Genomic DNA, 18,701 nt, shown 5'->3' with positions numbered 1-18,701 from the left:
GATAATGGGTCGTTTTAGTAATTATCAACCGCGCGGCCGTTATCCATTATCAATCGGCCGCCGACGCGGTTTCAACTAAAAATTACACTTTTTCCTGATCGCCAGATTCAATAGCGCGATACACAGCTTCTACCACCCGCATATCACGTAACCCTTCTTCACCAGGTACCTGCATTGGTTTATCCTCCATTACACTCATGGCTTGCCCATCCATTTGCGCGGCCTGCTGGTTAATCTGCGGAAAGTCAATTGGCCCATTTTTACTCTCTCCTTTTATACCTCCGTAAGCCGAAAACGGATCAAGCTTAAACCAACCTTTTTCAGCCGTTACGTTCAGGTAATTCATTCCCATACCAAAGCTGGTGTGCAGATTAGCCAGTGCGCCACTCGGAAATTCTAACTGAAACATGGTAGTTTCGTCTACTTCAGTAAAGATTTCAGGACGAGTAGTAAAAGACTGGGCAGTTACGGCAATTGGCTCTTCGCCCGTAACGTAGCGAGCTGCTTGTAGGGCATATACTCCCATATCCATCATTGCTCCGCCTCCCATTTCTTGGTTTAGTTTCCAATGGTCGGCTCGGGCTTCACGGTAGCCCGCTCCAGCATTCACCAGTTTCACGGAGCCAAATACTTTCTCCTGCCCCAAGCGCATTATTTCTTGCGTATGCGGCTCAAACTGCATTCGGTAGCCGATAGAAAGTTTACGGTTATTATCTTCGCAGGCTTTGATCATTGCTTCGCACTCCTCCACACTCGATGCCATAGGCTTTTCACAGATTACGTGCTTTCCGGCCTTAGCCGCACGAATTACGTACTCCGCGTGCATAGAGTTGGGCAGTACTACGTAAATAATATCAATATCATCATTATCAGCAATCTGATCGTAGGTTTCGTAGTTGTAGATATTCTGATCTTTGATACCATATTTCTCGGCCCAAACTTTTTCTTTCTCAGGAGTACCCGTAACCACTCCTGCCAGATAACAATTTTCCGTTTCCTGCAAGGCCGGAGCTAATACTTGACCACTGTAGTAGCCTAAACCTACTAAAGCGATCCCCATCTTTTCTTTAGGTTTCAGCCCGATTAGACTAATGTTTTTACTCCAGATGGCGGGGGTAATCGCCAGAACGCTAGCTGAAGCAGTTTGTTTAATAAATTGACGGCGAGAAGGTTGAGACTGTGTTTTCATGGTAGTATTAAGTCAGCTATACGGGTGAAGATAGTATTTAGCACGTAAAAAGTAGGCAGATAAGACCCAAAAATCACATCTCCTGATACAACCGAACTCCGGGCTGTACCTCGCCTCTACGTAGTTGATTGACCAATTGATGCGCCTGGCGAGTTACTTCAGGAAGACGGTAGCGGGTGAGGCAGGCACTTACAACAGACAACGCACTTTCTAAATTCGTAAGGTGTCCCGGCGAAATATAAATAGGGTTTACGTTTTCCCGCGACCGCAGCGCAACCCCGATAATTTCTTGATTGTCGTGAATTAGTGCGTGTGATTTTGCTTCTGTTGCTAGGGTCTCGTGCATGCCAACCAACATTTTTTTTGCACAGCCAATGGTAGGTTTATTGACCCAAAGCCCAAAATGAGAAGCAATTCCTAAGCGACGAGGGTGCGCTATTCCGTGCCCATCTAGTACTACTACATCCGGTTTAGTGGGCAATTGGTCCCAGGCTTCTAGCAAAGACGGCATTTCTCGGAACGACAACAAGCCCGGCACGTAGGGAAAGGTAGATTTGGTAGTAACTAGCGAGTGCCCACACACCTGAAGCGAGGGTAATCGCAAAATAACAATGCCCGCATGAAACACATCCGAACCACGATCAAAGGAAATATCAGCCCCGGCTACGTATTGAACAGAATCAAATAAAGGCTCGAGCCGTACCTTTTCCCGCATATCTCGCTGAATCTTCACTGCTTCAGTGGGGCTAACGTTCCAAGGGTGTAGCGGTATTAGCATTCATGTAGGGTTTGGTGTGTACCGTAGTAAAAATTAACAGGCTTCAAAAAATTCTTACACCCGTAAGGCAAAGCTAGTAAATGATTATACAATTCCAGGAAAACCCCTCATCTTTGTTACGTCTTCATCGCTGAAGACATGTTCTACTTACGGTTAGTCCTAAGTAGGACAGTAGAATTGTTTCTCATAGTTTAGGTAGTTTTGGAAAAGCCTGCTCGCATTGCGAAGTAGGTTTTTTTGTTTTAAAGCGATCTTAAAAATGCGCGATAAGCAATAAAACTACTACGGTTGCTGTACTTCTACCCAACGGCCTTCAGAGCGCACATTCAGCGTATTATCGTACATAGCTTCGCAATAAATCCCGGGCTGATAAAACCGCCCGACGTAAGCTGAATTCAGTACCAGTGTGAATGTTTTACGTTCTCCAGCCGATAGATCAAAATAGGTATACACCCGATCATCGCGAATATCCTGATACTCATAACTATCTTGTTGGTAAAATGATGATGTATTCTGCAAGCGAGTGTTGATGATCTCCCAGCCAGAAGGAACAATATGGGTTAACGCCAATTGCTGTAAATCGCCCTGGGTGCCGGGGTTAATCACCGTGATTTCTGCTAAAAAATCGGTACCCTGTAGTATGTTCTCCGGCTCAATGGGTTCACCATTGGTATCTTTGTAGTTAATCTGTAACCGCAATCCATTTTCAACAGCTTCAGCTTCTTCCATTGGAGGAGTACCCCGCAAAACCACCCGAGCGTACAAATCACCCTCGGTTTGGTTAGTAACATTTGCTGTATAACGACGTCCGGACTGCACATCTAGTGGGCGTTGCACAAGCGACATCTGCGAGCGAACCTCGCTCAGCGGACGACCGGGTATCTGGTACGTAAACTGTATTTCCTGATCGGTATTCACCGATTGAGTGTACTTACTAGCCGCCAACAAGCAAAAAGCAGTGGTCTGGGTACTCATCCACACCGACTCATTACCCAACGCAGTAGAGATTCGCTGGTACAGCCGTAGTGCTTCTACTTTTTTCTCTAGAATCGTGAGCGTTTCCAGTATCATTGCTTCATCGCGGTAGGCCGAACCGTAGGTACCATAGTTTTCTTGGTACTTGGGTACGTTTGTCTCTAAACCGTTAATCGTCTGAGTAGCTACTTCCGGCTGACCGATGAGGGCGTAAGCAGCGGCTAATCGCCACACCGCAGTTAATGATAAATTTCCCTTCTCTCTTAAACGATTCATAGCACCTTGTGCCGGATTTCCCGCTAAGGCCAAGGTGTACAAGCGATACGCCTGAATCAGCTCTTCCCGAACGTAACCCGAACCAGCTCCCCACTGGTTAGCCCGTCGTCGCTGGTAGTTCTGCCAGGCTTGCATCAGCCCAACCGGAATTGCGTAGCCTTGCTGCTGAGCCTCTAGCAGAAAGTGTCCGGCATAACTAGTACTCCACTCATCGGCATCTTGGCTACCCGGCCAGTAGGCGAAGGCCCCTTCATTGGTTAAAAAAGAATTGAGTCGGGCAATAGCCTGTTTTACGTTGTTTTCAATCCGTAGCTGCTCTTCTTCGGCGAGTTCTTCAATCTGGTTAAGGTATAACTGCGGAAATGCTGCCGAAACCGTTTGCTCGATGCAACCGTGCGGATAGCGAATGAGGTATTCTAACCGCTGACTTAGATTGAGAGGTAGAATGTTAGACACTTCCAATACCGCCTGATTGGTTCCGGCTACTCCAATGGCTTCGTAAGCAGCATTCCAGCTGGTTCCTTTCGGAATAATCTTAGTGATGGCTTGCGTAATTGGTGGGTTAGGATTTCGTATGTCCAGTTCAATGGTATAGTCTGCTCGGTTAGGGCCAGCCGCCGCATTAATCTGTACTTCTCCAATCCCCACCTGCGGTGTGGTCTTCAAAGAAAAATCAGTAATCCGGTCGCCCGGCACCGAAAAAAACATTTCCCTACTATTCGTTCGCTGGTGATTGATGAGCGTATTAGTATTCACATTGATCCGCACATCTTTCACCGAGTTATCCATCGCAAACACTGTAACTGGCAACTGTACTTCCTCTCCCGGACTTAATACGCGCGGTAGTGTACCGAGTACCATCAGTGGCTTGCTCACCGTAGTGGTAGTGTCGGCACTGCCGTAGGCTCCTTCGTAAGCGGCTACTACCATTACCCGCACCGAACCTACGTAATTAGGCAGCGTGAAGGTATGCTCGTTTACTTCATCATCATCCAGATAGAATGGCCCTAAAAATTTCACCACCGGGCTAAATCGATTCGCCTTACGGTCGCTTATTTCTGCCAATTCCGCATCACCACCTACCGCCAAAATTCGCTCTAGCTCACCTCCGTAGGCTCCGATTACGTAGTCGTATAAGTCCCAGGTTTTTACTCCTAGTGCCTCTCGGGCGTAGAAGTAGGTATGCGGTTGGGGAGTAGCAAAGTTGGTTATATCCAACAGTCCTTCATCCACCACCGCTACGGTATACGCCATTTCCCGCTCGTTCGCTTCAGAAACATTGATAGTCATCTCTCCTTCCGGTTCTAATTCAGTAGGAATCTCAATCATTGGCTCAAGATGGGTTTCAGGATTTTCTACACTAAGGTTGATGGCTCCGTACATCCGAATCGGCAAATCGTTAGCAGTCTGCTTGTGGGGTTGTAGCATGGTTACGTTAGCGTATACATTGGGCACCATTGCTTCGGTCACTTCAAAGGTAAATACCGCATTGCTATCGCTCGCCACATCACTTTCTTCAACTTCCAACCAATTTGTTTCCAAAATCTGACTACCGTTCTCCAAACTTATCAGAAAGCGACTTCCGGCCTGAGCGGGTAGGTATAGCGTAGCCTCTTCTTCTACCTGATAGCTATCTTGATCGGAAGAAAAAGTAAGCATTGTAGCTCCATCGGACTGGTCTTCTCCCTCTCGTGCGTAAGGTGAATCCAAGTAAATAATTTTTCCGGTACAGTGTCCTGATTCTGGATCGCATACGCGGAGCAGATATCTTCCCCAGGTATTATCAGCCACTTTCAATTGCCAAGTAGCTGTTCCGTCCAAAGCGTCAATAATGTCGGATTGTATCGGTTTCCGATAAGTGTTATTTACGTACTGAGCTAACGATCGGTCTGACTGATCCCACCACCATCGCCATTCCAGTTCATACAGACTCACCTCTAGATCATTTCCAGAGATTGATCTGCCCGATGCATCAACGACTACTACATCAATTGGGTGGGCTTTATTGGCGTTTAGTGAACCACCCCACCCCTGCCCTTCAGGTACTTTCATACCTACGTAAGAGCGGTACGGATAGTACGGTAGCGTTTGCTGATCGGTACTGAAATTTCCTCCTTCCTCAAAAACTTTTCCGATAAACGTGGCATCTAACCTGCCGGGAGGTGATCCTTCGGTAGACAAATCCACTTGAAAGGATGCATTTCCCTCGGAATTCACTCGTCCGTCGAATACCTCTTTTCGTTCCCGCTCAAACTCCGCAGTCGGATCATCAAAGTGGTAACCGGGATACTGAGCAAAAGTAGTAGGCCGAGGGGTTAATAGTAGCTCGTACTGCGCCCGGAGGTTGCGAGCGGTTGCTCCGTTGAGCCAAGCTACTGATAAGTCGGCCGTTAGTCGCTGATCGGTAGCTAGTAGACGGAATGTTCCGAAATCAAGATCAGCCCGCAGGCGATTGGGTTTGACTGTTTCAATTCTCACCGTTTTAGTAAATGATGCTCCTCCCACCATTACTTTAGCCAACCAACTGCCCGTAATTGCACCCGGATCGGTAGCGGTACTGAAGTTATAAATACCCCCTACATGATCGGTACGCACAATGCGTTGTGCGGTCTGCCCCTGGGGGTTAGATAACTCAAAGACTACCGGATGATTTGGAGGTAAGCGCTCAGTGCGATCTTCTAAAATAAAGTTAAGATGCAGTGAATCGCCCGGTCTCCACACGCCCCGGTCACCGTACAAAAAACCCTTAATTCCTTCAGCTACCAACTGACCTGCCACATCAAAGTTGCTTAACGAAAGGGCGGTGCCATCATCTAATCGCAAATAGCTCTTTTGCCCGTTTTCTTCAGCCACGGCCAGAAAGGGTTGCTTCTCTACTGCTACCTGCCACCAGCCATCGCTGTCGGTGCTTCCTTCGGCTAACACCTGCTGTTGAAGGTCTAACAGTTTGATTGCTACTCCTGACTGTGGCTCGGTGGTTTGCAAGTTGGTCGCTGCAATACGATACTGACGATCGCCTTCTTTCTTAGCGATAAGCCCCAGGTTAGAGACTAGCAGATTTTTTCGCACGCTACGCCGTCCTCCGTAGTAAGAAGATGAGCATGGATTATCCCGCTCTTCCCAATTATAATTGCGGGTGTAGTAGTAGTCGCCGTAACTCTCCCAGAACATTCGATCTGCGTTACTCCAGTCATCAGAAGCAAAGAATGAATATTCCTCATTTTGATCAGATTGGTTTTCACAACTAGAAATCGCCTGATGCTGACGAAAACCAATAATCACCTGATATACAGCTCCCGGCTCTGCTTCTATCAGCTTTTGCAAATCCAGCGTAAAGCGATTCCACTTGCCCAAATCCGTAACTCCCGACCCATTGAGCGGAATTTCCTGCTGAGCCACGGGCTGACCTACCCGCCGTAACTCCTGCTGTCCATCGTACTGGTTTACTTGAAAAAATTGAGCAATATTTTTTTCAAAAACACGAACTACCGTCACGTCTACTGACTTTAGGTTAACCGCCTCAAACGGCAACACCATGCCTTGGGTAGTAGGCAAAATCACCCCTGCTTTCAGCAGACGCACGGCGGGCTTCACCGCTTCAAACTCCACATCTAGCTCTACCGTAGTTGGGAACGACTTTCCCTCGGTGTTTCGGATTCCCTCGTTAACAATAATACTTCTCGTACCCGTTAATCGATCAGCCAGGTACATTTTTACGATGTTTTTGTCTACGATGAACCTGAAGTCTTCCTCATCCCTTTCTCGCTGATTTAGCTGGATTAAGCCATCTAAAGATTGACTAGGTTGAAGCGGATCGGAGAAACGTAGCTCCAGATATTGTTCCGGTACTTCTACTACCCGATAGTTAAGCAGTTTGAACGTAGAGCGGGCGGGCACGTCTACGGTAAAAGAGGGCGATTTCTGTAGTGACAGCGGTTCACCCGAGCTTTGTACCACAACCGAAGATTGATCTTCTTGACGGACTACTTCATCAATTACAAAAGAATGACTGCGGTTGTCAGTTGCATGTTCCCACCGAACGGAAAGCGGACGATCAGCTTGTTGAGCCGAGAGCATCTGCTCAACAGCGGTAGCCGGAGCAGCATCGGCAGTAAGTAGTATGCCGTGCAACTCTTGTTTTACCAACTCGTTTTCGTTTTTGGCCGTCAGGCCGACCAATTCTACTGAGTAGTTCTGCTGGATGGTTTGAAAGCTGAACGCAAACGACTCGTAAGCATCAGGTACTTCTTGCACTTCCTCCAAGTCAAAGTTCACTCGATACCGCTGTCCGCTCTTCAGGGATTCAGTTGGAAGAAACTCAATCGTTTGCTGGTCAGCCCAATACGCTTCTCCTTCTACTTCAGGCGCAAACTGAAACAATCGCTGGCGAACAAGTTGGCCAACTTGAGTGCTATCAACTGCTGGGGTGGTAAGCCGAACCCGAACGGGCGACTCTACCGAAAGAACTCCTGAACTATACGAAGAAATATACGCCTGAAACGCCGGGTCAACCGAATCAGTTTCAGGAAACTTGTCCGAAGCCAAAAATATGACTAGCCCTATCAGTAGTACAATACCGCCTACGCCCACCGCTAGTGTTATAATTTGCTGTCGAAAAGTAAGCTGAAACCACTGTTGCCGAATTTCTGAAAGAAGCTGACGTAGAAACGCTTGTATCTTATCCATTTAGGTTGATTACTGACCCGGGAGAATAATACAAAATTAGCGGGTGAATGTGGAAATCCTAGCGGTAGCTCAAGTTGTATTAACTTTCAATGGATTGTACCAAATCGAGCATATTAAAAAAGTACCGCTGAAATAAAACAAAAAAGGACGGTGAGTTACCGTCCCTTTTCTATCTATCAACCGATCAATTAACTATTGACCTACGTTTTTCTTAGCAACCGGCTCAGCGAACAAAGTTTCCAAGTAGCTGATGTCGGCGCGTAGTTGTTGAATGGTTTTATTAATTGCTATCAACTCTTTCTTCTGGTTCACCATAATGGCATCCAAAGCAGCCATACGCGATTCGTCGGCAATTTTCTCATTTTTCAGGTCAAACTTCTTGTTCTCATCAGACTTGTCGGATTTCATCTGCTTTTCTACTTTGGCTACCCGCTTGGTCAGTTGCTTTTGCTCCCGCTCATTTTTCCCGTAAGATGATGTTAGCGATTTCTCCCGCTTTTCGTACTGGGCAATCTGACCATTCAACGAGTTCGTCTTATAGTATTTAACGAAGTTTTTAGTTAGTTGACGCAGATTTTCGGCCTCTTCGGGACTGTCTTCGGTATTGATAGAAGTGCTGTACCCAGTAGTAAAGGCTACTGCCATTTGGCTTTCGTTATTTTCGGTGTAGAACCTGGCTCGTAGGTCGCCGGTGCTTTCGGCAATACGCGGTATGGTTACTTCCTTAGCAATTAAAGCACTGCGTCCGTCTTTTTTGCTTTTTACATTCAACTCTTGACGAACGTAAGCTGACCAGCTTTTTTTCAAAGCATCTAGTGGTTCTTCATCTACTGAAACTACCCAAGCCGAAGCAGTAGTTTTGTCAAACTGGACTTTATACTCCGCCGGACGGTACTTTTGCGCAAAGGTAGAAGTACTGGCAACCAACAAAATAGCGACAAAGAATGATAATATAGTTCTCATGATAGTGTAATTTATGTGTGTTTGTTTTTTTTGAATTACACCCTTGTGACGAAAGAATAATGGTGAGGTCACATGTTTTTAAAAAATTTTTTCTTAACTAAATTTTTCTACTAAAAATGTGACTTTGGTTTAGTTTTACCGTCTTAAGACTACTTATAGTATATCCCATAGTACATTGACTGTTAGACACTCGGCCAACCACCCCATCAGCGATGAGGAGGTAATCCGAAAAATTACTGAGCATAAAGACACCGCTGCCTTTGGGCGACTGTACGACCGCTACGCCGACAAGGTGTTTGCCAAATGCGTAAGTTTTACCCACGACCGGGCCGAGGCCGAAGACCTGGCGCATGATGTATTTTTGAAAGTATACTTGAAATTATCAGAGTTTCGCTTTCAGGCGAAGTTTTCTACCTGGCTGTACAGTATTACCTACCACGAGTGCGTAGAGTACGCCCGAAAAAATAAGAAAGCGATGAAAGAACAAGAAGCGTACAGCAGTGAGCAAACCCATCAGATTGATGAGGCCGAAAGTGAGGCTGCTCTGCTGGAACTTAGGATCAACCAGCTTAAGCGGTTGTTGGAAAAAATTAGTCCCGAAGAAAGAGCATTGCTACTTATGAAGTACCAAGATGGGGCGAGTGTTGAAGAGATTATGGCGCACACCCAATTAGGTGAGAGTGCAGTAAAGATGCGGTTGAAACGGGCGAAAGAGAAAGTTATCTCCCTGAGCCGAGCTAGAGCGATTGTTATACTTTTTATTCTATTGTTAAGCTGGTTGCTAATACTTTAACGATGGCCGAAGAAACGAACCCTTTTAAAAAGCTAGAAGAAGCGAACCCCGCTCCCGAAAGGCTTAAGCAAAAAGTAATGGAAAGTGTAGAGTTCAGTCAGCTAATGATAGAAATGGCGGACTTATTCACCGATAAGATGGGTAAAACCATGCTTGACCTCTTTAAAACTAAAAAGAACGATAATGATTAATGATTGATGATTGATGAAATGGTTAGACTGTTAATCCTTATCCTTCTTCAGTTCTTATCACCTTCAGCTCTTCAAACCTCGTATTGAATTATGGAAAATCTACAACATTGGGAAGAAACCGTAGCTGCTTCTCTGCGAGCTTTTGGTCAAACCATTATGAACGCCCTGCCCAACGTGATTGGGGCAATTATTTTACTATTCGTTGGTTGGCTTATTGCCAAAGTGGTGTCCTACGCTATTCAGAAACTGCTACAATCCAAATCTATGCAGCGGGTTACGGAACGCCTAAATCAACTATCAATTCTCGAGCGTTCGGAAATATCGCTAGATAGTGTACAGATCATCAGTCGTTTTGTGTACTGGGTAATTTTACTTTTATTTTTCGTGGCAGCTTCCGAAACTCTAGGCTGGACCGCCGTATCCCGCACCCTGAATGACCTGATTAATTATCTCCCCGCCCTGCTCAGTGCTTTGGTGATTGCGCTTATTGGCTTATATCTGGCGCAAACGGTACGTAATTTTGTACGGGCGGCTCTACAATCTATGCAAATTGGGGCGGCAAAAATTGTCAGCAGCCTACTATTCTACGTGCTCGCTATCATTGTAGTGCTAACTGCCTTGGAGCAAGCCGGAATCGACACCAGCATCATTACGGCCAATCTTACGCTGATAATTGGGGCTGCCGTGGGAGCCTTTGCCCTGAGCTTTGCCATTGCCTCCCGCCATGTGTTGGAAAATATTCTCGCGTCCTTCTACAGCCGTCGCAATTTTGCCGTGGGCGACCGGATTAAATTAGACGACGTAGAGGGCGAAGTCGCTCGAATTGACAGTGTATCAGTAGCCATCAAGACGCAGAATAAAGAGGTGGTTTTTCCCGTCCGCTTTCTCATTGATAAGCGAGTTGAGAAGTTAGGGTGAACATCGTGAGCGAAGGAGTGGGTACTTGGGGCGGGGAGCAGTGAGAGAAGTGATCATAACATCAAACTCCTTACACCAAACCCCTCGCTTATCCATTCAGATTTATAGTATCTTAAACCTCGTCAACCGATTCTTTATTTGGTTCGGAGATAGTGGGTAGACTAGAAGGCTGAGAAGACTTTTCTTCTTTAAGCAACTCGTTGACTGTTTCAGCTAACTGCCCAGTCAGACCATCAAAAGTATCAATAGCAGTATCCCGCAGGTTTAGCAAAATGCCCTCTAGCGAAGCACCACTTTCTTCTTCTATTAGCTTACGCCGTTCGTACTTTAGCTTGCGGATAATTGCTTCTTTAGCTTCCCGCTGAAGCGCTAGCACTTCATTTTCTAATGATGCTTGCCACCAAGTAATGGCTTTATCTAGTTCATGTAGTTTTTCTTGGGTTTCCATAGTTCTAATACAAAAATTGAAGAGGATAAGGACTGAAGAGCTAATGAACCAGATTAGAATCACGGGTTGTCACTCCCTGATTCCCTGCGCCCCGCCCCTCGCTACTCATTGCTTTTCTCCGCCGTAAGTAAAGCGTGAATGAAGTTCCTACAGTAAGTCCGGCTAGGAATACTAGAAGCAGTAGCACCGCCCGTGAGCTTTCAAAGTACCAGAACAAGAAGTTAACAGAAGTGACCGAAGTGTTTTGTAAAATAAAGGTCAGGATTAGCCCTAATAGTAGTAGGACGAATATCAGTCTTTTCATAGCTAGAAGTTTTTTACTTGAGACGGAGACCTGTAGGAAAAGTCACATAAAATCAGAAAGAAAAAGAAATTCTGAATCTCAATTTCAAACAATTAGATATGATATCTCAGTCCGAAAATAATAGATAGCGGTCGCTGCGTTTTAGGATGAAGCGGCTCCCGTATTTCTCTCAGACGGTAACCGGATTGAGAAAAGAGTACTACCCAGTCTTCCAAAGTGCGATAGTACCAGCGGTAGGGCTGGGTAAACGGTTGTTTCATTAGGCTCCAGTCTTCGTTATGCCAGCCACTTTGGTAGGGAACCTCATTGCCTAGTGCGTGAGGGTGCAGGGTCTGGATGAATAACCAGCCTGGTTGGGATAAGTAGCGGTGCAGGGCCGGCAGTAGCTGCTCGGTCACTTCTTGATCGAGTAGGGCAAAATTGATAACTGCGGCATCAAACGGAGCCAACGGTAGTAGTTTGCGCTGAATCAAATCCTGGTAGCTTGCTACTTCAAACTGCCCCTGCTTCTGCTGACGGGCATAGGTGATAAAATCCGCCACAGCATCTACTCCCAGAGTTTTTATGCCTTGTTGCTGCAAAGCCCGACATAACCAACCTTCCCCGCAGCCTACATCTAGCACTTTTTTCGGTTGATACTTGGCAATAGTCTCGACAATCGCTTGGTTGGTTACCAGCTTGCGGCTCTCTAAATCTTCATTTTCAATAGTGCTGATCCAAGCCGAGGCATTGGCACTCCAGGAGTCTACAACGGGATCAGCCATCAGTACTGTATTTCTATGTCAAAGTCTTCGCGCTGCTCGTAGAGTTGCCAAAACTGCTCGGCAATGGCTGCCGGATTGTATTTTTCGTCCGCTTCCTGGATGAACCCTTGAATGGTTACCGTAGCTACGTGGATGCCTTTAGCTCGTACCTCTTGATGGAGACTATAGGCAGCGTTGCGTAACCCGGCTTTGCCGATACCTAACGAGCCGTAGCGGGAGTCAGGATTGATAGATAACCCCCCTCCGGTAAAAAATATTTTGCCGGCTTTGCGCGCTTCCATCGCTGGGAGCACCTCCTGAGCCGCGACAATTGCTCCGATGACATTCACCCGAAAATCATCCACCAGCTTATTAACAGCCATTTCGGATAAATTAGTTTTTCCAATCACGGCGGCGTTGTAGATCAGCACATCCGTCTCTCCCAGCGAACCCTTTACGTAGCGAAGCCCCTCCCGAATAGAGTCAGCATCATCAGCGTTAGCAAGATAGTAGTAGCTTTCAACACCCTCACGCTCGAGCTGCTGCTGAAAGTCTTCCAGCTTATCTTCGCTTCGGGCTAGCATAGCCACAATAAAATTGTTTTTACCAAACTGACGGGCAAGGGCTAATCCGTTCTTTTCGCCCATTCCGATAATGGTTAGTAGCTTTTTATTGTCCATATTTTTGACCGTTGACTGGCGTTTGTTTTTCGGCTAAACCATTTTCTTCAAAGAAGTTGGCGAAGTATACCAATTGATAGGCTACGGCATTTGACCAGTAGTCCCAGTTATGTGCTCCTGGTCGTACGATATAGTTGTGCGGGATTTGGTGATCTAGTAAGGTCTGATGCAGTTGTTGATTAATTCTAAAGAAAAAGTCATCGGTACCGCAGTCAATAATTAAAGCAAGCTGATTGGAAGAAAGATCAGGAATCATATTGACGACGGAGAGCGAATCCCAGCGTAGTGGGCTTTGCTCATAAATTCCTAGCTGATCTTTGATACCCCAGTTATCAACATTATACGTCAAATCTACCCCTCCACTCATGCTACCTGCCGCGCCAAAGATATCAGTATGACGAATCGCTAGGAATAAGGCACCGTGACCGCCCATACTCAATCCGGTAATTGCCCGCCCCGTGGGTTGTGCTAACGTGCGATACTGCTCATCCACAAAATTGACTACTTCCTGCACGACATGGGTTTCGTACTGACTGCTATCATTTATTGGGCTATCTAGGTACCAACTGTTAAATCCCCCATCGGGGCAAACCAGAATCACATCGTGTTGATCTGCTAGCGATGCCACATCAGGTGCTTTGCTAATCCAGTCGGCGTAGTTACCACTGTAGCCGTGCAGTAGATAAACGACCGGAAACCGTTGACCTTCTTTAGTTGCGTAGGCCTCGGGTGTAATCACCACCGCCCGTATATCCCGTTGCATAGCTTCACTGAAAATTTGAACGGTATCTACGGTGGCTGCTTGCCCAAAACCAATGGTGCTGAACCAGATACTTGCAGAAATAAGAAATTTGTTCATAAACCTAATTTCACAGAAATGTACTGGCTCACTCGTTAATAAGCAAGTAGACCAAGTGGGGCTAACTGAAAAAAACTGTACAGGCTTGAACTTGGGTCAGTCAGCATAATTTATATTTGCATCTATGAAAGATCTAGTTATTCGGAAAGTGCCTGCCAATCAAGTACCCATCGATCTACTACTGCTAGCCGATCCTTCGGAAAAGCTAATCAATTCATACTTGCCGCAGACTGATTGCTACGTAGCCAAAAACAAGGGGCAAGTGATTGGGGCGTGCGTGGTAAAAAAGTGTAGTGCATCGGCTGTTGAGATTATGAATGTTGCCGTATACCCCAACCAGCAGGGTAAAGGGACAGGTACTCAATTGCTAGCGTATGTTATTCATCAGGCTTTACCAACAGAAGTTACGCAAGTGCGCCTTGGAACGGGAACATTTGGCTATCAGCTTACTTTCTACCAGCGGATGGGCTTTCGGGTAGTAGCCGTAGAGCGGGATTATTTTCTTAATAATTACGACGAACCCTTATTTGAATCGGGGATTCAGCATAAAGACCGCTTGGTACTTGAACTGCTCATCTGATGGTGATTGAACTATTATTAAGTTAGCCTTCACTCCGAATCAGGTTGTTAAACATTAGTGTTCCGGTTAGTTGTTGCTGCTGATTTACTACGGGTAGAAATAGCACTGGGAACGATACACTGGTAACTAGCTTAAGCATATCTTCTACGGTAGCCTCTTCTGAGATAAATATTGGATTCGAGTTAATTAATTCGGCAGAAGGAATATTGGGCAAATGATCGAGGTGTGTTAGGAGGGCACGACGCACGTCGGCATTGCTAGAAATGCCAATCAATTTGTTTTCTGAGTCTACAATGGTAGTAAAACCCAAACCGTAGTCTTCGATGGTTTGCAATGCAGAAGCTAGCGTTACTTTTTCTTTTAGCAGCTTCGGCACATCTCGCAGGTTCATCATAAAATCCTGCACCCGGTAGTGCGAACGTACTTCGTGCATTTTTAGTCCGAGTAATGCGGCCCCCATTGAAGTATGGTTCACTAAAAAAGAACCCGACACTGCCGAATCGACTGCCAGACTTCGTAGAATGAACGACACTTCATCGTTTACCCCACCGTCTACGTGAATTTTCTTATCCGGGAATTGCTTACCGAACCGACGGATGCGATTAAAGTTGTCTTTACGAAAAACTCCGCCACTCTGCCCGGGCGTAGTTGTCATCAGCAGAATGAACGAACAAACATCTCGATAAGCTGAGAAGACTTCCAGCGGAGTATCGGATACTACTGCCAAACCGTATTCCGTACCGGCTGGAGGCAAGGGTAGCTCCTTCCCTTCCATCGGTTCGTACTGAAACTGTACGTACTCAATTTGGTGCTCCGCAATTAAGGGAAAATACTTTTCCGGTTCGGAAGAGATAATATGCAGATCGATAGGAGTACGGCTTATCTGGCGGATTTTCCGAATATCGTCAAATACTGCCGGATTATCATTACAGTCAATATGAAAGGAATCAATACGAAGACTATCTAGCTCTTGAACTAGTTCTTTCAGTGGTTTATGTTGATTGGAATATAGCGAAGCGGATATTTTCAAAACACGTAGGCTTAGGTAGAATTTATTGCGCGTGCAAAGTTCTACATTTTCTCTCAATATTCTAGTCTCCGGTAGGTAACAAAAAAAGACCACTTACCAGGAGCGATAAGTAGCCTTTAATTTATGAAGGTACTGAACGGTTATGCCGGCTGGGGTTCCTCCTTAGAATCTGATTGCTCACGCAGCCGTTCCGAAAAGCCCAGTGTAGTGCTTTTCACTTTTTTGGTTCGACCTTTATACTTAGTACCTTCTTTCAACTTATCAATTCCACCCTGTTTATATTCCTTTAGATAGGCAATAAGCGTTGTCTTAGAAATCTCACAAATACGGCAAATCTCATTATGGGGTAGTCCTTTTCCTTTTAAATAAACAGCTTCCATTTTTTGCTGCACCCTGGCACTAGGGTTGTGAAAACGCTCGTAGCGTAGAGCTTCAATATCTTCTTCTTTAAACTGAATACGAATCATAGGTTGAAATTTTATATGGATAAGCGATAAAACTGTACTTTTGTACCAGCTAATATCCGCAATATTTGGATGGTAAAATATCACCCCGGATTGGGGATTTTTCGATAAAAAACTCAGAAAACCAGGGGGATTTTATCCCCCCTCATTGCTTTTCATAAGCTGTTTCCCCCAGTTTTTACAACTTATATGTTGAGAACACGCTTCTTTCCTAACTAAAGTTTAACTTCTGAGAAAGTCCAGAAATATCGCAAGGGCTAAATATAAAAAAAACCGCTCTTAAAGCGGTTCTGTACATTGAAGCGGGCATATATCTACTCGCCTCTAAATTCAAATACGTACGGACCAGCAAAAGATCCCGGACTAAACGCAACATCTTCCACCTGTTGGAACGTGATGGTTTGATTTACCGGATCGTATACGCCCGTTCCCCGCCACTGAACCCCAAAGTCAGTAGCCCCTTGCAGTGAAAGCGTATTGCAGATGTCAGCAAACACCCCTCGGATTGGACTAGAACCGGCACCATAATAGTTGACATTGAAATCGGAAAACTCATAAATACCCGGATTCAGCTCCGTCAATGTAGCCTCTGACACGTCATTTTCGCCGATTTCAACCCAGGTTCCCGTGGGAATTTCGGAGGGGCAGGCCACTAAGTAATTAACAAATACTCGGTAGATAGACGCTGCCGAATTATCCAGCAGTGATGGACTCCATCCGCTTAACTTCCTTCCGTCTTGCATATTGAAATCAGCCGTAATAAAAAAACTGTCTCCCAGATCCAGGCTATCGCGCGTTAGAGTATTTTCAGAAAACGGCCCAACCAGATCGTTAATTCCCAGATCAAGGGTTTGGGGCCACTCGGTGATAGTGGCTATAATCGCTTTGTGGGTAGTACCCGTTGAGCCGTTGGTAAACGTAGCCGTAACATCGATAGATTCTACTGGCGCAAACTCTAGATTACGACCTTGCTCATCGGTCATACTCACTTCAAAATTCAACCGGGTCTGATCCGGATCGATAAAGTTTACCAGTCCGGTATCCTGATCTTTCTGGCTAATGAATACCATTGCCCCCCGATCAACATTTTCTTCTACAAAGTTTTCATTATCGCAAGCTGATAAAACTACTAGTAAGGCTAAACTGGTGCTTAATATCTTTGGTAACTTCATTGTACTTTAATTTTCAGTTTTCAATAGTCGGGCTGCCACTAATTAGCATCCCAAAATACCCTTACTTCAGAAGGATTATGCTGCTGTACATTTGGGTTTGCTTCCACTTCTGTAGCCGAGTAAGGTAGCACGGTAGGAAATGCTCTGGAAGCATTGGTAAAGCTTAGGTTGTCCGTATCAGGATCGTACAGTTGGGGATAGCCGGTTCGGCGATAATCGGTATAAGCATCTACCGCAAACCCAAAGGAAGCGATCCACTTCTGAGTCATAATGATTTCCAACTTTTCGTTGTTGTCCCCCGCATCGTAGCGAGACAGCACGGTAGTGATATACGCACTAATAGCATCATTAGAAATAGGCGGAGGGGAATCTTGCCCTTTGGCATCGTAGTTGGCTACCACTTCGTTTACTTTAGCAAATGAAGCCTGCATAGCACTTTCTAGCAACGCGCGGGGATCACCGGAGGTAACTCCCGCTTGGGCTAGTTCGGCTTCAATGTATAAGCGGGCGTAGTGCGTTAAAATACGCTGAGGTGCATCACCGGGAGCCTGAGTTTGGGTAGGTGATATAGCTCCTCCGTCATCAAACCTACCTCCTACCGGGTACATACCTAAAATAGTTTGCGACTGATCTTGCAATCCGGCCTGATTGGGTCCGGTTGAGCCAAAGTAGATTGACAAAAATTCCCCATCGCGGTATTCGGCTGGACTTTGAGGGGTACCAGTTTCCGAAAGCTGGTTGTACCAGTAGTAGGGTACCCGAGGATCAGTAACACCATCCAGAATCGCCGGGTTTTGCCCGGTAAGGGTTTCGTAAAACCATACGCTGATATAGTAAACCCGCTGACCCAAATTATCGGCAATATAGCCCGGATTACGGCTGTCGGGCGACTGAGTTTGTCCGTAAGCGAGTTCAAAATCTTCGCTTTGGTCGCTAATAAGGTCACCTTCGGCCAATAAAGCACTAACCTCTCCCGATACATCCTGCACTAGCCGTAGTTGGTTATACAGCTTTAGCTTCACGGTTTTAGCAAACTTACGCCAGTTATCCATACTTCCTCCGTAAATCAGATCATCGGCCCCGGGAGTTTGCGTAGAGCTTTTTTCTACGTTGGCAATTCCTTCGTCTAACATGGCTAGTACTTCGGGGTAAATATTAGCATCTTCATCGGGTGAAGGAGTGTAGGTTTCGGGAGCTGTGTTGGCTTGCTGAAAAGGAACATCCCCCCACACATCTACCATTTGGCTGTAGGTGTAGGCTTCCAAAATCTGAGCAATACCTACGTAGTGCCAAGCTTCTTGTTCAGTACCGATATTCTTCATTTCCCGAAGGTCTTCCAGCGCGATGCTGTAAAATTGACTCCAGGCCTGAATGATTGGAAAATCCGTCCCCTGCACATTGTAAGCATCAAACCCTTGCCGACGAGTCATCTGGTGCATATACACCGATAGAATAGCTGATAAGCCGGAGGTGCTCATTCCCAGACTATTAATTAAGGTCAACTCGGTATTAGTCAATAGTAAATCTACCGATGCCTCAGTGGGATTGTTTGGGTCATCGTTAATGTCAAAGAAATCATTACAGCCGCTCGTTAGTAGCATTCCGGCTGAGAGAAATAGTGGAAGTATTTTTTTCATGATAGTTTTAATTCT

Annotated in this window: 17 protein-coding genes; 4 read left to right on the top strand and 13 right to left on the bottom strand. The window is 45.8% G+C overall.

The annotated features are described in order from the left end of the window. Positions 1-82: 82 nt before the first annotated feature. The 4 genes from P0M28_RS22295 to P0M28_RS22280 all read right to left on the bottom strand — a co-directional run bounded on the left by P0M28_RS22295 (position 83) and on the right by P0M28_RS22280 (position 8,867). Entirely contained in the window at positions 83-1,189 is a 1,107-nt protein-coding gene (locus P0M28_RS22295; RefSeq protein ID WP_302205238.1) for a Gfo/Idh/MocA family protein, read from the bottom strand. 73 nt (positions 1,190-1,262) lie between these two features. Then, positions 1,263-1,967 carry a deoxyribonuclease V gene (gene nfi, locus P0M28_RS22290; RefSeq protein WP_302205237.1) on the bottom strand — a complete coding sequence of 235 codons (705 nt, stop codon included), beginning with the start codon at positions 1,965-1,967 and terminating at the stop codon, positions 1,263-1,265. A 282-nt stretch (positions 1,968-2,249) separates the two neighbouring features. Beyond that, a complete protein-coding gene (locus P0M28_RS22285; protein WP_302205235.1) occupies positions 2,250-7,904 on the bottom strand; it encodes an alpha-2-macroglobulin family protein in 5,655 nt (1,884 codons plus the stop codon). 192 nt (positions 7,905-8,096) lie between these two features. Beyond that, the gene (locus P0M28_RS22280) at positions 8,097-8,867 is read right to left on the bottom strand and encodes a hypothetical protein (protein ID WP_302205233.1); all 771 of its coding nucleotides are present in this window, start codon (positions 8,865-8,867) and stop codon (positions 8,097-8,099) included. Between the two features lie 175 nt (positions 8,868-9,042). Here P0M28_RS22280 and P0M28_RS22275 point away from each other — a divergent pair, with 175 nt between their 5' ends. The 3 genes from P0M28_RS22275 to P0M28_RS22265 all read left to right on the top strand — a co-directional run bounded on the left by P0M28_RS22275 (position 9,043) and on the right by P0M28_RS22265 (position 10,769). Then, positions 9,043-9,660 (top strand): RNA polymerase sigma factor, encoded by a 618-nt coding sequence (locus P0M28_RS22275; RefSeq protein ID WP_302205231.1) that lies wholly within the window; start codon positions 9,043-9,045, stop codon positions 9,658-9,660. 2 nt (positions 9,661-9,662) lie between these two features. Then, complete coding sequence (locus tag P0M28_RS22270; RefSeq protein WP_302205229.1) at positions 9,663-9,851, top strand: hypothetical protein; 189 nt, start codon at positions 9,663-9,665, stop codon at positions 9,849-9,851. Between the two features lie 90 nt (positions 9,852-9,941). Beyond that, positions 9,942-10,769 carry a mechanosensitive ion channel family protein gene (locus P0M28_RS22265; RefSeq protein ID WP_302205227.1) on the top strand — a complete coding sequence of 276 codons (828 nt, stop codon included), beginning with the start codon at positions 9,942-9,944 and terminating at the stop codon, positions 10,767-10,769. Positions 10,770-10,881: 112 nt separating this feature from the next. Here the strand turns inward: P0M28_RS22265 and P0M28_RS22260 are convergent, their stop codons facing one another. The 5 genes from P0M28_RS22260 to P0M28_RS22240 all read right to left on the bottom strand — a co-directional run bounded on the left by P0M28_RS22260 (position 10,882) and on the right by P0M28_RS22240 (position 13,803). After that, positions 10,882-11,217, bottom strand: a complete 336-nt coding sequence (locus P0M28_RS22260) for a hypothetical protein (RefSeq protein WP_302205225.1) — start codon at positions 11,215-11,217, stop codon at positions 10,882-10,884. 40 nt (positions 11,218-11,257) lie between these two features. After that, the gene (locus tag P0M28_RS22255) at positions 11,258-11,521 is read right to left on the bottom strand and encodes a lipopolysaccharide assembly protein LapA domain-containing protein (protein ID WP_302205224.1); all 264 of its coding nucleotides are present in this window, start codon (positions 11,519-11,521) and stop codon (positions 11,258-11,260) included. 92 nt (positions 11,522-11,613) lie between these two features. Continuing rightward, entirely contained in the window at positions 11,614-12,285 is a 672-nt protein-coding gene (locus tag P0M28_RS22250; RefSeq protein WP_302205222.1) for a class I SAM-dependent methyltransferase, read from the bottom strand. After that, on the bottom strand, positions 12,285-12,944 hold the full coding sequence (locus P0M28_RS22245) for an SDR family NAD(P)-dependent oxidoreductase (RefSeq protein ID WP_302205220.1): 660 nt from the start codon (positions 12,942-12,944) through the stop codon (positions 12,285-12,287). Before P0M28_RS22245 ends, P0M28_RS22250 begins: the two co-directional genes overlap by 1 nt. Continuing rightward, entirely contained in the window at positions 12,934-13,803 is an 870-nt protein-coding gene (locus P0M28_RS22240) for an alpha/beta hydrolase (protein WP_302205219.1), read from the bottom strand. Before P0M28_RS22240 ends, P0M28_RS22245 begins: the two co-directional genes overlap by 11 nt. Before the next feature lie 124 nt (positions 13,804-13,927). Between P0M28_RS22240 and P0M28_RS22235 the strand changes: the two genes are divergently transcribed. Continuing rightward, the gene (locus P0M28_RS22235) at positions 13,928-14,383 is read left to right on the top strand and encodes a GNAT family N-acetyltransferase (RefSeq protein ID WP_302205218.1); all 456 of its coding nucleotides are present in this window, start codon (positions 13,928-13,930) and stop codon (positions 14,381-14,383) included. 22 nt (positions 14,384-14,405) lie between these two features. Here the strand turns inward: P0M28_RS22235 and P0M28_RS22230 are convergent, their stop codons facing one another. From P0M28_RS22230 to P0M28_RS22215, 4 genes are all read right to left on the bottom strand, one after another. Beyond that, positions 14,406-15,413 (bottom strand): CBS domain-containing protein, encoded by a 1,008-nt coding sequence (locus P0M28_RS22230; RefSeq protein WP_302205217.1) that lies wholly within the window; start codon positions 15,411-15,413, stop codon positions 14,406-14,408. Positions 15,414-15,553: 140 nt separating this feature from the next. Next, positions 15,554-15,880 carry a helix-turn-helix domain-containing protein gene (locus P0M28_RS22225; protein ID WP_302205215.1) on the bottom strand — a complete coding sequence of 109 codons (327 nt, stop codon included), beginning with the start codon at positions 15,878-15,880 and terminating at the stop codon, positions 15,554-15,556. A 311-nt stretch (positions 15,881-16,191) separates the two neighbouring features. Continuing rightward, on the bottom strand, positions 16,192-17,049 hold the full coding sequence (locus P0M28_RS22220) for a hypothetical protein (protein ID WP_302205213.1): 858 nt from the start codon (positions 17,047-17,049) through the stop codon (positions 16,192-16,194). Between the two features lie 38 nt (positions 17,050-17,087). Further along, a complete protein-coding gene (locus tag P0M28_RS22215; RefSeq protein WP_302205211.1) occupies positions 17,088-18,686 on the bottom strand; it encodes a SusD/RagB family nutrient-binding outer membrane lipoprotein in 1,599 nt (532 codons plus the stop codon). Positions 18,687-18,701: the final 15 nt, after the last annotated feature.

The sequence above is a fragment of the Tunicatimonas pelagia genome (assembly GCF_030506325.1).
GTDB classification, from domain to species: domain Bacteria; phylum Bacteroidota; class Bacteroidia; order Cytophagales; family Cyclobacteriaceae; genus Tunicatimonas; species Tunicatimonas pelagia.
Note: the sequence above shows the minus strand (reverse complement) of the source record. Positions and strands in the feature narration are given on the sequence as shown.

What these genes read in the sequence shown, in the direction of transcription:
- P0M28_RS22285 (WP_302205235.1), bottom strand. Translation starts at nt 7,904, where the DNA reads ATGGATAAGATACAAGCGTTTCTACGTCAGCTTCTTTCAGAAATTCGG.
- P0M28_RS22255 (WP_302205224.1), bottom strand. Translation starts at nt 11,521, where the DNA reads ATGAAAAGACTGATATTCGTCCTACTACTATTAGGGCTAATCCTGACC.
- P0M28_RS22265 (WP_302205227.1), top strand. Translation starts at nt 9,942, where the DNA reads ATGGAAAATCTACAACATTGGGAAGAAACCGTAGCTGCTTCTCTGCGA.
- P0M28_RS22240 (WP_302205219.1), bottom strand. Translation starts at nt 13,803, where the DNA reads ATGAACAAATTTCTTATTTCTGCAAGTATCTGGTTCAGCACCATTGGT.
- P0M28_RS22295 (WP_302205238.1), bottom strand. Translation starts at nt 1,189, where the DNA reads ATGAAAACACAGTCTCAACCTTCTCGCCGTCAATTTATTAAACAAACT.
- P0M28_RS22280 (WP_302205233.1), bottom strand. Translation starts at nt 8,867, where the DNA reads ATGAGAACTATATTATCATTCTTTGTCGCTATTTTGTTGGTTGCCAGT.
- nfi (WP_302205237.1), bottom strand. Translation starts at nt 1,967, where the DNA reads ATGCTAATACCGCTACACCCTTGGAACGTTAGCCCCACTGAAGCAGTG.
- P0M28_RS22260 (WP_302205225.1), bottom strand. Translation starts at nt 11,217, where the DNA reads ATGGAAACCCAAGAAAAACTACATGAACTAGATAAAGCCATTACTTGG.
- P0M28_RS22245 (WP_302205220.1), bottom strand. Translation starts at nt 12,944, where the DNA reads ATGGACAATAAAAAGCTACTAACCATTATCGGAATGGGCGAAAAGAAC.
- P0M28_RS22225 (WP_302205215.1), bottom strand. Translation starts at nt 15,880, where the DNA reads ATGATTCGTATTCAGTTTAAAGAAGAAGATATTGAAGCTCTACGCTAC.
- P0M28_RS22215 (WP_302205211.1), bottom strand. Translation starts at nt 18,686, where the DNA reads ATGAAAAAAATACTTCCACTATTTCTCTCAGCCGGAATGCTACTAACG.
- P0M28_RS22250 (WP_302205222.1), bottom strand. Translation starts at nt 12,285, where the DNA reads ATGGCTGATCCCGTTGTAGACTCCTGGAGTGCCAATGCCTCGGCTTGG.
- P0M28_RS22235 (WP_302205218.1), top strand. Translation starts at nt 13,928, where the DNA reads ATGAAAGATCTAGTTATTCGGAAAGTGCCTGCCAATCAAGTACCCATC.
- P0M28_RS22220 (WP_302205213.1), bottom strand. Translation starts at nt 17,049, where the DNA reads ATGAAGTTACCAAAGATATTAAGCACCAGTTTAGCCTTACTAGTAGTT.
- P0M28_RS22270 (WP_302205229.1), top strand. Translation starts at nt 9,663, where the DNA reads ATGGCCGAAGAAACGAACCCTTTTAAAAAGCTAGAAGAAGCGAACCCC.